8 protein-coding genes are annotated in these 12,226 nt (G+C 72.9%); 4 read left to right on the forward strand and 4 right to left on the reverse strand.

What is annotated here, in order from left to right:
* Window positions 1-4: 4 nt before the first annotated feature.
* The 4 genes from C4U03_RS14880 to mfd all read right to left on the reverse strand — a co-directional run bounded on the left by C4U03_RS14880 (window position 5) and on the right by mfd (window position 7,698).
* Window positions 5-2,380 carry a transglycosylase domain-containing protein gene (locus C4U03_RS14880; RefSeq protein WP_160146989.1) on the reverse strand — a complete coding sequence of 792 codons (2,376 nt, stop codon included), beginning with the start codon at window positions 2,378-2,380 and terminating at the stop codon, window positions 5-7.
* Between the two features lie 108 nt (window positions 2,381-2,488).
* Window positions 2,489-3,475 (reverse strand): MazG family protein, encoded by a 987-nt coding sequence (locus C4U03_RS14885; RefSeq protein ID WP_103938331.1) that lies wholly within the window; start codon window positions 3,473-3,475, stop codon window positions 2,489-2,491.
* Window position 3,476: 1 nt separating this feature from the next.
* Window positions 3,477-4,160, reverse strand: coding sequence for a restriction endonuclease subunit S domain-containing protein (locus C4U03_RS14890; RefSeq protein ID WP_146087384.1), 684 nt, complete (start codon window positions 4,158-4,160; stop codon window positions 3,477-3,479).
* A gap of 34 nt (window positions 4,161-4,194) precedes the next feature.
* Entirely contained in the window at window positions 4,195-7,698 is a 3,504-nt protein-coding gene (gene mfd, locus C4U03_RS14895) for a transcription-repair coupling factor (RefSeq protein WP_103938533.1), read from the reverse strand.
* 211 nt (window positions 7,699-7,909) lie between these two features.
* Between mfd and C4U03_RS14900 the strand changes: the two genes are divergently transcribed.
* The 4 genes from C4U03_RS14900 (at window position 7,910) to C4U03_RS14915 (ending at window position 12,194) form a co-directional block, all read left to right on the forward strand.
* On the forward strand, window positions 7,910-8,623 hold the full coding sequence (locus C4U03_RS14900; protein WP_235017869.1) for a class I SAM-dependent methyltransferase: 714 nt from the start codon (window positions 7,910-7,912) through the stop codon (window positions 8,621-8,623).
* Window positions 8,624-8,795: 172 nt separating this feature from the next.
* Entirely contained in the window at window positions 8,796-10,277 is a 1,482-nt protein-coding gene (cysC, locus tag C4U03_RS14905) for an adenylyl-sulfate kinase (RefSeq protein WP_103938334.1), read from the forward strand.
* Window positions 10,278-10,345: 68 nt separating this feature from the next.
* On the forward strand, window positions 10,346-11,329 hold the full coding sequence (locus C4U03_RS14910; RefSeq protein WP_103938534.1) for a sulfite exporter TauE/SafE family protein: 984 nt from the start codon (window positions 10,346-10,348) through the stop codon (window positions 11,327-11,329).
* 79 nt (window positions 11,330-11,408) lie between these two features.
* Window positions 11,409-12,194, forward strand: a complete 786-nt coding sequence (locus tag C4U03_RS14915; protein WP_103938335.1) for a hypothetical protein — start codon at window positions 11,409-11,411, stop codon at window positions 12,192-12,194.
* The last annotated feature ends 32 nt before the right edge of the window (window positions 12,195-12,226 follow it).

The raw sequence follows: 12,226 nt of genomic DNA on the forward strand, positions 1-12,226 counted from the left end.
GGGATCAGTCCGGCAGCCGCGGGCCGTCGGGGAAGGGCAGGTCCGGGAACGGGTCCTCAGGATCGTCGTCCGGCGGCTCCGTGGGATCCGGCTCCGGCCGCCCGTCGCTCGGGTAGAGGGTGACGTACGTGCCGGGCTCGGTCCGCGCGCCCGGTGCCGGGGACATGTCGGCGACGGTGCCCTTGGGGTACTCCGACTCGACCCCCCCGCCGACGTTCACCCGGAACCCGGCGGACCGCAGCCGGGCGATGGCCGCCGACAGTTTCAAGCCCCGCACGTCCGGCAACGTGACCAGGTCCTCGCCGGAGCCCCGGCTGAAGTAACGCGAGGGCGGCCGGTGGAAGGAGCCCGCCTCCCGTCCCGCCAGCGCGCCGATCATGCTGTCGCGCCAGATCGGCGCGGGGATGGTGGCGCCGAACACCGAGCCGTAGCAGCGGCCGTCCATGCACAGGCTGGTCATCGGGTACTTGTAGCCGCCGCGCGGGTCGCCCACCCACACCGCCGCCGCCAGGTCGGGGGTGTAGCCGGCGAACCAGGCGGCCGAGAAATTGTCGACGGTGCCGGTCTTACCGGCGGCCGGGCGGCCGATGCCCATGCCGCGGGCGGTGCCGCTGGTCAGCACGCCCTTCATCACGTGGTTGACGGCGTCGGCGGCGCCCTTGTCCATCACCTGCTCGCAGTCGGCGCGGGGCACCTTGAGCTTCTTGCCGCTGCTGTGCGTCACGGACGTGAGGGCGATGGGCTTGCAGTACTTGCCGCGGGCGCCGAACGCCGCGTACGCCGCCGCCATCCGCAGCGGGGAGACGGTGTTGAACCCCAGCGTGAACGACGGGTACTGCTGCAGCGGCTTGCCGTTGGCCTGCCGCATCCCGAGCTTCTCGGCCATCTCCACCGTGTCGCACAGCCCGACCTCGCGCTGCAGGGCCAGGAAGAAGGTGTTGACCGAGTGGTGGGTGCCGGTGACCAGGCTGAAGGAGCGCCCGCCCTCCCCGTCGGCGGAGTTGCGCAGCGGGGTGGTGGCGTTGACCGGATCGCCGTCGCAGTTGCGGTAGCCGGTGGGGATGAACCGGACCGGCGCCATCAGCCGGGTGCCGAACGGCATCCCCTCCTCCAGCGCCGCCGCCAGGGTGAACGCCTTGAAGGTGGAGCCGGCCTGCATGCCGATGCTGGAGCCGTGGCTGGCGTCGGCGGCGAAGTTGATCCAGGTCTTGCCGCGCTCGGAGTCGGGTCCCAGCTTGCGGTCGACCACCATGCCCTTGATCTCGCCGGTGCCCGGCTCGACCAGCACCTCGGCGGCGGCCTTGCCGGCGGAGTTCTTCGGCGGCACGTGCCGGTCGACGGCGCGCTGGGCGGCCTGCTGGGTCTGCGGGTCCAGGGTGGTGCGGATGGTCAGGCCGCCCCGCTTGAGCAGCCGCTCGCGCTCCTTGGCGGTCTTGCCGAACACCGGGTTGGTGAGGATCTCCCGCTGGACGTAGTCGCAGAAGAACGGGGCCTTGCTGACCGTGCAGCCGTTCGGGGTCTCAGTGATCTTCAGCTTGACCTGGTCGGCGGCGGCCCGGCGGGCCTCGTCCGCCGGCAGCCAGTCCAGCTCGACCATCCGGTTCAGCACGGTGTCCCGGCGCTGCCGGGCCGCGCCCGGGTGCAGCCGGGGATTGTAGGCCTGCGGGTTGCGGGTGACCCCGGCCAGGGTGGCCGCCTCCGCCAGCGTCAGCTTGGCGGCGGACTTGGAGAAGTAGCGCCGGGAGGCGGCCTCGATGCCGTACGCGCCGTCCCCGAAGTAGGCGATGTTGAGGTAGCGGCGCAGGATCTCGTCCTTGGGGAACCGCTTCTCCACCGCCACCGCGTACCGCAGTTCGCGGATCTTGCGGGCCGGGGTGAGCGCCAGCGCCTGCTGCTGCTCGGCCTTGGTGTCGGCCTGCTCCAGCAGCAGGTTCTTGACGTACTGCTGGGTGATGCCCGATCCGCCCTGGGTGACCTCGCCGGAGTTGAGGTTGCTGAGCAGGGCCCGCAGCGTGCCCTGGGAGTCCAGCGCCCCGTGCTGGTAGAACCGGCTGTCCTCGATCGCCAGCACCGCCCGCCGGGCGATCGGGGCGATCTGGTCCAGCCGCACCTCGACCCGGTTCTGGTAGTAGAAGGTGGCGATGGTGGAGCCGTCGGCGGCCAGGATCTTCGAGCGCTGCGCCGACGGCCGCAGGTCCAGGTCCTGCGGCTCCTCCTGGAACCAGTGGGCACTGTCGCGGGCCCCCACCCCGACCGTGCAGGCCACGGGCAGCACGAGCAGGGCGACCAGCACCCCGGCCAGCAAGCCCATCCCGGCCAGCCCCCGCAGGGCGCCGGCCGGGCCCTTGCGCTGCGGGCGTTCGAATGATCGTGGCGGCACGCCCCTAATGTAGACCGGGCGCCGGGCGTGCCCCTAGCCCGCCGCCCCGCACCTGCGATCTTGTCGCCGGGCCGCGCGGCGATCGGTGACGAACGCCCGGAACGCCCCTCAGTCCCGCCGCCCGGACTCCCAGTCGCGCACCCGCGCGGCGTACGCGCGGGCCACCGCGCGCAGCGCGGCCTCGGGATCCTCTCCGGCGTCCTGCGCCCGCCGGACGATCCGGAACAGCTCGGCGCCCAGGTCCTCGCCCAGGCCCGCGTACAGCTCCTCGGGGGCTCCGGCCCGTACGGCGCGGCGGTACAACTGTGCCGCCAGCGACAGGGCGGGCTGTCCCATCGCGACGCCGTCCAGCGCGGACGGCTCGGTGCCCTTGGCGGCCCGTTCGGCGGCCTTGATCTGCTCCCAGTTGGCGTTGACCTCGTCGGCGTCGGCCACCGTCACGTCGCCGAAGACGTGCGGGTGCCGGCGCACCAGCTTGTCGACGATGCCGCCGGCCACGTCGTCGATGGTGAACCGGGTGTCGTCGGTGCGCTCCTCGGCCACCCGGGCGTGGAAGGCCACCTGCATCAGCACGTCGCCGAGTTCCTCGCGCAGCGCCTGGTAGTCGATGTCCTCCGCGTCGTTCACCGTGTCGGCCAGCTCGTAGGCCTCCTCCAGCAGGTGCGGCACCAGCGTGGCGTGGGTCTGCTTGCGGTCCCATGGGCACTGGCGGCGCAGTGTGTCCATCACCGACACCAGGTCCAGCAGCCGCGCCCCCGGCAGGTCGTAGGAGCCGTGCAGCACCTCCACGTCCACCGGCTCGGGCGCCTGCACCACCAGTTCGCCGACCCGGCGCATCAGCTCCTCGTCGCCCCCGGGGTCGGCCACCCACACCACCGTCCCGGCGGCGGCGGCCGACACCAGCGCCGGGGCCAGCAGCATGGGCTCGTCCGGCTCGGCGATCTCGACGGTGACGCCCGCCTCCCGCAGGTACGGCAGCTGGGGCTGTCCCCGGCGGGCCAGCACGCGGTCGGCCGACCGCAGCACGTCCCAGGCCTGCCAGGTCAGCAGCCCGTCCGCCACCCGGTGGGTGGTCGCCAGCATGATCAGGCCCATGTCAGCCGGTGTTCCCCGGGAGCAGGCCGGTACCGGTCTCGCCCCTCGACAGCCGGTAGGTGACGGGGGCGACCATGAGCTGGGCCGTGTCGAAGTCCCCGTAGCGCGGGTTGACCTTGACGCCGAGCCGCCGGACGACGTCGGTGTAGACCGCGATCGCCCGCTGCTGCGCCTGCCGGGCGGCCGGGCTGCCCTCGACCCCGTCGAAGCCGTGCCGCCGCAGCAGCGTCAGCTGGATCAGCTGGTCCCGGATCAGGTCCCGGGTGTAGCGGCCCGGCAGGCCCATCGCCAGCGTGGTGGACTCGGCCTCGCGCGGCCCGCCCGACTGGTCGATGACCTGGTCGATCTGGTCGGCCGGGACGTCGATCCGCTCCTGGCGGGCGACCTCGTCGCTGATCCGGATCCGCACGATCCGGGTGAGCGCGTCGCGCATCTGCGAGTCGGAGACGGCGTCCATGGGCAGCCGCTGCTGGCCCGGGGTGGCCGAGCCGGTGCGCTTCATGTTGGCCTCGGGGCTGGCGCGGAACTGCTCGTTCCACTCCTGGACGGTGCGGTCCAGCGAGGCGGTGGTGATCCGCTCGTCACCGATGATGACCGCCGAGCCCATCTTCACGGGCCCGCAGGCGGTCAGCGCCAGGGCGGCGACCCCGGCCACCAGCGCCGTCTTCACAGTGGTACGGAACACGAGGCTCCCATCGTCACGTTCGTTTCGGGGCATCTCAGGTGCGCGCCGGCTCCAGGAACATCGCCTCCACCAGGTCGGTGGCCCACTTCAGCAGGGCGGTGTCCCGCAGCGGGCGGCCGCCCAGCGGCGCCGTCTTCGGCGCCGGCACCAGCAGGGTATTGGTCGTCGGCTTGTAGATGCTCCTGGGGTAGAGCCGTTGCAGCCGCACCTGCTTGGAGTCGGGCAGCTGGACGGGCGCGAACTTGACGTGGTTGCCCTGCACGGTGACCTCGGTGAGCCCGGCCCGGCGGGCGCGGGCCCGGAACCGGGCCACCTCCAGCAGGTTCAGCACCGGCTCCGGCGGCGTCCCGAACCGGTCCGTCAGCTCTTCCAGCACGCCGGCGATCTCCTCGTCGGAGGTGATCGCGGCGATCCGCCGGTAGGCGTCCAGTCGCAGCCGTTCCCCGGGCACGTAATCGTGCGGCAGGTGCGCGTCGACCGGCAGCTCCACCTTGGTCTCGGGCAGCTCGGCGGGCTCGGCCTCGCCGCCGGCCTTGGCCTTCAGCTCGCGGACCGCCTCGCCGACCATCCGCACGTACAGGTCGAAGCCGACGCCGGCGACATGCCCGGACTGCTCCACGCCCAGGATGTTGCCGGCGCCCCGGATCTCCAGGTCCTTCATCGCCACGTACATGCCGGCGCCCATCTCGGTGTGCTGGGCGATCGTGGCCAGCCGCTCGTGCGCGGTCTCGGTCAGCGGAGTCTCCGGCGGGTACAGGAAGTAGGCGTAGCCGCGCTCACGGCCCCGGCCGACCCGCCCGCGCAGCTGGTGCAGCTGCGACAGGCCGTAGGTGTCGGCCCGGTCGACGATCAGGGTGTTGGCGTTGGGGATGTCCAGGCCGGACTCGACGATGGTGGTGGCCACCAGCACGTCGTAGTTCTTCTCCCAGAAGTCCACCATGACCGCTTCGAGCTGCTGCTCGTTCATCTGGCCGTGCGCGGTGGCGATGCGCGCCTCGGGGACCAGCTGCTGGAGGGTGGCGGCCACCCGGTCGATGGAGCGGACCCGGTTGTGCACGAAGAACACCTGGCCCTCGCGCAGCAGCTCACGGCGGATGGCGGCGGCGATCTGCTTGTCGTCGTAGGGACCGACGAACGTCAGGATCGGGTGCCGCTCCTCCGGCGGGGTCAGGATGGTGGACATCTCCCGGATGCCGGTCAGGCCCATCTCCAGCGTGCGCGGGATCGGGGTGGCCGACATCGCCAGCACGTCCACCTGGGTGCGCAGCCGCTTGAGCTCCTCCTTGTGCTCGACGCCGAACCGCTGCTCCTCGTCGATGATCACCAGGCCGAGGTTCTTGAAGCGGCTCTGCGCCGCGAACAGCCGGTGCGTGCCGATCACCAGGTCCACCGTGCCGTCGGCGGCCCCGCGCAGGGTCTCGGTGATCTCGGCGTCGGTCTGGAACCGGCTGACCGGCTTGACCACCACCGGGAACGGGGCGAACCGCTCGGAGAACGTCGACAGGTGCTGCTGCACCAGCAGCGTCGTGGGTACCAGCACCGCGACCTGCTTGCCGTCCTGGATCGCCTTGAAGGCCGCGCGCACCGCGATCTCGGTCTTGCCGTAGCCGACGTCGCCGCAGATCAGCCGGTCCATCGGGACCGGCTTCTCCATGTCGCCCTTGACCTCATCGATGGCGGCGAGCTGGTCGGCGGTCTCCACGTAGGGGAAGGCGTCCTCCAGCTCCCGCTGCCAGGGGGTGTCGGGGGCGAACGCGTGGCCGGGAGTGGCCATCCGCGCCGAGTACAGCCGGATCAGCTCCCCGGCGATCTGCTTGACCGCCTTGCGGGCCTTGGACTTGGACTTCTGCCAGTCGGCGCCGCCGAGACGGTGCAGCGTCGGCGCCTCCCCGCCCACGTAGCGGGTGACCTCCTCCAGCTGGTCGGTGGGGACGAACAGCCGGTCGCCGCGGGCGTACTCCAGCACCAGGTACTCGCGGGTGGCGCCCTGCACGGTGCGGCTGACCATCTCGACGTACCGGCCGACGCCGTGCTGCTCGTGCACCACGTAGTCGCCGACGCGCAGTCGCAGCGGGTCGATGCCGCCGCGCCGCCGCGACGGCAGCCGCCGCATGTCCTTGGTGGAGGCCCGCTGGCCGGACAGGTCGGTCTCGGTGAGCACCGCGAGCCGGGCCGCCGGCCAGACGAAGCCGTTGTCGAGCATCCCGGTCGTCACGTTCACGACCGAGGGCTCAGGGGGCTCGGGCAGGTCCGCCAGGCGGGCGCCCAGGCCCTCCTCGCGCAGCACCTCCACCAACCGTTCGGCGGGGCCGTGCCCGGCCGTCACCAGCACGACCCGCCACTGGTCGTCCACCCAGCGCTTGATGTCGCCGATCACCCGGGCGGTGTCGCCCCGGTACTGCTCGGCGGCGTGCACGTCGAGGCCGAGCGCCTCGCCCTCGGGGTTGAGGGCGGTCACCGTCCAGCGGGGCAGCCCGAGCCGCGCCGCCTGCTCCCGGACCTCCTCCAGGGTGCGGAACGCGGCGGCCCCCAGGTCGATGGGGACCTGTCCCCCGGCGGCGGCGTTGACCCAGCTCGCCTCCAGGAACTCCTGGCTGGTACGTACCAGCTCGTGCGCGCGGGTGCGGATCCGCTCCGGCTCGCACACCAGCAGGGCCGACTCCGGCGGCAGGAGGTCCACCAGCAGTTCCATCCGGTCGGCGAGCACCGGGGAGAACGCCTCCATGCCCTCGACCGCCTCGCCGTCGGCGATCCGGGTGAGGATCTCCTGCAGCGCCGGATGCTGTTCGGCCAGCTCGCGGGCCCGTTCCCGGACGGTCTCGGTCAGCGGCAGCTCGCGGCACGGCGGCGCCCACAGCCCGTCCCGGGCGGCTTCCAGGGAGCGCTGGTCGGCGGCCTTGAAGTAGCGGACCTCCTCGACGGTGTCGCCCCAGAACTCCACCCGCAGCGGGTGCTCCTCGGTGGGCGGGAACACGTCGAGGATGCCGCCGCGCACCGCGAACTCGCCGCGCTTCTCGACCAGGTCGACCCGGTGGTACCCGGCGTCGGCCAGCCGCCGCACCACGTCGCCCGGGTCGGCGTCCTCACTGGCCCGCAGCCGTACGGGCTCCAGGTCGCCCAGCCCCGTCACGATCGGCTGCAGCACCGCCCGCACCGGCGCGACCACCACGTCCAGCGGGCCGCCGGCGGGGTCGTCCGGATCGGGGTGGGCCAGCCGCCGCAGCACCGCCAGCCGCCGCCCGACGGTGTCCGAGCGCGGCGACAGCTTCTCGTGCGGCAGGGTCTCCCAGGCCGGGAAGTGCGCCACCCGGTGCGGGTCCAGGAAGCAGGTCAGCGCCGCCTCCAGGTCCTCGGCCTCACGGCCGGTGGCGGTCACCGCCAGCAGCGTGCCCGACCCGGCGGTCCGCGCCAGCGCCGCGGCCAGGATCGGCCACAGCGGCGCCGGGGCCACCACGTCGTGGTCCACCCGCGCCCGCGCCAGCGCCTCCGCCAGGGCGCGGTCGCGAACGGCGACATCGAGAAGTCCAGTCAGAGTCATGATCACCCAGAGTCCGGCCGGCCAAGCCGACAGCCATGCCCAGCGTCCGGGGCAGCCCGAAGACCCGGGCTCCGTCGATGACCCCCGGGTCGCCCTCAGTCTACGCGTCGCGGTCCGGCCGCCGCCCGGCCCGTCGGGACGGTTGCCATGGGACACGTCAAGATGGCGTAAATAACGGACGCTGCGCAGTCGGATGACTACCCTGCGAAGCGTGACCGATCTCCGCACACCGCCGGTCAACGACGGCGATCTGTTCTCCGCACGTGCCCGCCAGTACGCCTGCGAGCACCGCGGGCAGGTCCTCCAGGTCCTGGAGGCGGGCTGCGGCTGGGGGGCCGGACTCGACCTCGGCGACCGCGAGCGCCAGGTGACCGGTGTGGACCTGGACGTCCCGGCACTGCGCGCGCACACCGAGGCGCGCACCGATCTGCACGCCTTCCACCTGGGCGACCTGCGCACGGTGCCGATGCCGCCGCGGGCCTACGACATCGTGCACGCCCCGTTCCTGATCGAGCGGGTGCCGCACGCCGAACTGGTGCTGGACCGGATCGTGGCCGCGCTCCGGCCGGGCGGGCTGCTGCTGCTCCGGCTGCGCGACCGCGACACCGCCTTCGGTCTCGTGGACCGCCTGCTGCCCGCCCGGCTGCCGGTCCGGCACCGGTCCCGCCAGGCCGCCGCCGGGCCGCCGCCGGCCGTCTACGAGAGCGTGGCCTCCCGCAAGGGCATGCAGTGGTACTGCATGATGCGCGGGCTGGCCATCGCCGAGGAGTACGTCTCCGGCGAGCTGGCGGCCGAGGCCGGGCGCGGCATCGCCGGGATGTGCCGGCTGGTGGCGGCGTTCAGCCGGGGCAGGCTGCCGGCCGGCCACAGCGAGGTGACCATGGTCGTCCGCAAGCCGGAGAACCGCTTCGCCCGGGTCATCTGACCCGGTGGTTCCGGACCCGCGAGGACGAGGCCGGCCGGCCCGCACCGCGCCGTACGACCCCGACCTCGACCCTGGGTGTGCGCCCGGCCGCCCCGCGGCAGTATTTTTTGGCGCGTACCCCAACTGACCTGGCCGGCCCGGCACGACCCCCGGGCCGGGAACGGAGACTGCGGTGACCGCCGAAGCCGGCCTTCCCGACACGCTGCGCGACCTGCCGGCCTGGACGCCCGACCCGGTCGAGCTGGCCGACCTGGAACTGCTGCTGACGGGCGCCTACCACCCACTGACCGGGTTCCTCGGCTCGTTCGACGCGGCGATGGTGATCGCCGGCGGGCGGCTGGCGGACGGCACCCCCTGGCCGGTGCCGGTCACCCTGGCGGTCCCCAAGGAGCTGACCGTCCACGAGCGCCTGGTGCTGCAGGACCCCGAGGGCGTGCCGCTGGCCGTGCTGCGGGTCGCCGAGGCGTGGCAGGACCCCACCTCGTCACGGTGGTGCCTGGCGGGCCCGCTGGAACCGCTGCGGGCCCCCGCGCACGGACCGTTCCACCGGCTGCGGCGCCGCCCCGAGGAGATCGCCGGCGGGCTGCCGGACGGCCCGGTGCTGGCGGTGGCCACCCGCGAGCCGCTGCACCGCAAGCAGCTCGGCCAGCTCCGCCAGCTCACCGACAAGCTCGGCGCGAACGTGCTGATGCTGCCGCTGCTGGGCGGCGACCACGACGAGGCTCTGGTGCGGGCGCTGCTGGCGGTGCGGCGGGACCTGCCGGAGGGCGCCCGGCTCGTGCCCGTGCCGCTGCCGCCGCGCGGGGACGGGGACGCCCGGCGTGACCTGCTGCTGCGCTCGCACGTGGCGGCCGCCTACGGGGCGACCCACATCATGGGCGAGCAGGAGGCCGAGGGCACCGCGATCCCGGTGGTCGTCCCCGAGCCCTGGGCCTACGACGCCGACGTGGAGGTGTGGCGGCCCGTCGCCCGCATCGAGCCCGACCACGTCCAGGCGGAGCTGACCCCGGCCGAGCTGGCGGAGCTGCTGGACCGGGGCGAGCCGATCCCCGAGTGGTTCACCCCGCCCGCGGTGGCCGCCGAGCTGGCCGTGGCGCGCCCGCCGAAGCTGCGGCGCGGCCTCACGGTCTTCTTCACCGGGCTGTCGGGCTCGGGCAAGTCGACGGTGGCGCGCGGGCTGGCCGACGCCCTCGTCGAGCGGGGCGGCCGCACCGTCACACTGCTGGACGGGGACGTGGTGCGGCGGTTGCTGTCGGCCGGGCTGACGTTCTCCCGGGCCGACCGGGATCTCAACATCCGGCGGATCGGCTATGTCGCCGCCGAGATCACCCGGCATGGCGGAGTGGCGATCTGTGCGCCCATCGCCCCGTACGCGGCCACCCGCGCCGAGGTGCGGCGGATGGTGACGGCGGCCGGCGACTTCGTACTGGTGCACGTGGCCACCCCGCTGGAGGAGTGCGAGCGCCGCGACCGCAAGGGGCTGTACGCCAAGGCGCGGGCGGGGCTGATCCCGGAATTCACCGGTATCTCCGACCCCTACGAGGAGCCCGACGACGCCGACCTGGTGCTGGACACCTCCCGGCTGTCGCCCGAGGAGGCGGTGGGCCGGGTCCTGGATCTGCTGGTGGCCGGAGGGTGGGTCCGGCCGGAGTAGTTTTCGGCCGGCGCGTATCCTCATAGGCGCTTTGCCGGAATTCTCCACTTATCAAGTAGGTCATGCCGATGCACTTTGACTACACCATGGCGTTCGGCTCGTTCCTGGTGGCCATCGTCGTCGGACTCACCGGCATGGGCGGCGGGGCGCTGATGACGCCGATGCTGGTGACCTTCTTCGGGGTGCCGCCGCTGACCGCGGTCTCCAGCGACCTGGTGGCCGCCGCGGTGATGAAGCCGGTCGGCAGCGCCGTGCACTACCGCCAGGGCACCATCAACATGCGCCTGGTGGCCTGGCTGTGCGTCGGCTCGGTGCCGGCCGCCTTCTGCGGGGTGCTGGTCGCCAGAGCCCTCGGGGACGGCGAGGAGGTCCAGAACTTCATCGAGAAGGCCATGGGGGTCGCCCTGCTGATCGCCGCCACCGGCCTGGCCGTGCGGATCTACCAGGCGATGGTGGACCGGGTGGCCCGGCACTCGGGCGCCCGGCGGCGCACCGCCGCGCCCGGCGACCCGGCCGCCGTGGAGCCGCCCGAGATCAGGGTGCGGCCCGTCGCCACCACCCTGGTCGGCGCAGTCGGCGGGCTGGTGGTCGGCATCACCTCGGTGGGCTCCGGCTCGCTGATCATCGTGGCGCTGCTGGCGCTGTACCCGGCGCTGAAGGCCAACCAACTGGTGGGCACCGACCTGCTGCAGGCCGTCCCGATGGTCATCTCCGCCGCCCTGGGCCACCTGCTGTTCGGCGACTTCCACCTGGAGGTCACCCTGGCGCTGCTGGCCGGCTCCATCCCGGGCGTCTACATCGGCTCGCGGATCTCCTCCCGCGCCCCCGGTGGCCTGATCCGCCGCCTGCTGGCCCTGGTCCTGCTGGCCTCGGCCCTGAAGATGTTCGGCCTGGGCCCGGTGCCGATGGCCTGGACGATCGTGGGCGCGGTACTGGCCGCCGTGGTGGTGTGGATGTTCGTCCGCCACCGCCACGGCCTGCCGTTGATGGCGCTGCGCCGCACCGCCGCCGAGCCCGATGAGCCCGAGCAGGCACCGGTGTCCAGTCGCTGAACGCGGCCGATCGCGCGCACCGTGACCGGTCGGGCCGATCGTGAGACGCCGCGTCCGGCCCGCGGTTAAGGTGACCGCCATGCGCAACGGGGACAGAGCCGGCTATATCTCGGCGGCCTACTACGGAATCCTGTGCTTTCTACTCGCCGCCGTCCTGCTCGATTTCCTGGGCGACCTGCTCCCGTTCGGCGCCAAGCACATCGCCCGCAATAGCGAGGGTCTCACCGCGGCGATCATCGTCGGGCTGTGGGTCCAGTTCGCCCGCCCCCGGTTGCACGGCTCCCGCTGGGAGTGGCCGCTCACCGCGGCGGCCTCGCTGGGCTTCCTGACGGTGGCGCTGGTGTTCTACCACGCCGGCTCCTGGCCGACCCGGGTGACCACCCTGAACGAGACGCTGTTCGCACTGGTCGCGGTCATCCCGTTCGTGCAGGCGAGCCGCCGGCGTCCAAGGCCCGCACTGGCGGTCTCCGGCCTGGTGCTGGCGGTCATCCTCGTCGGCCAGGGCATCGATCTGGTGACGAACATGGCCGAGACCCTGGCCATCCTGCTGCTGGTGCCGATCGGGCTGGATTTCATCGACCGCGGCATCCTCGATCCGGACGGTCCCACCCGCCGCGCCGTCCGCTACGGCTGGTACCTGTTCCTCATCGTGGCCCCCGTCGCATTCCACGTCCTGCAATACCGGATGGATTCCACGGGGTGGCTGGGCGACATCGTCCAATACGGCGTCCGCCTCAACGAGGCGTTCATCTTCATGCTGCTGTTCGAGGTGTACTTCACGTTCGGACTCGGCCGGGCCGGAAAGCCGGCAGAGCGCGGCCGGCCCCGGCCCGCCGCGGTCACCGACCTGCGGTCCCCGGCCTGACCACGACCGCCCGGCAGGGCCGTCGCGACCGG

The sequence above is a fragment of the Thermomonospora echinospora genome, from assembly GCF_900108175.1.
GTDB classification, from domain to species: domain Bacteria; phylum Actinomycetota; class Actinomycetes; order Streptosporangiales; family Streptosporangiaceae; genus Thermomonospora; species Thermomonospora echinospora.

Excerpts from the sequence above, each read along its gene's own strand:
- C4U03_RS14915 (WP_103938335.1), top strand. The coding sequence starts at position 11,409 with ATGCGCAACGGGGACAGAGCCGGCTATATCTCGGCGGCCTACTACGGA.
- C4U03_RS14885 (WP_103938331.1), bottom strand. The coding sequence starts at position 3,475 with ATGGGCCTGATCATGCTGGCGACCACCCACCGGGTGGCGGACGGGCTG.
- C4U03_RS14910 (WP_103938534.1), top strand. The coding sequence starts at position 10,346 with ATGCACTTTGACTACACCATGGCGTTCGGCTCGTTCCTGGTGGCCATC.
- mfd (WP_103938533.1), bottom strand. The coding sequence starts at position 7,698 with ATGACTCTGACTGGACTTCTCGATGTCGCCGTTCGCGACCGCGCCCTG.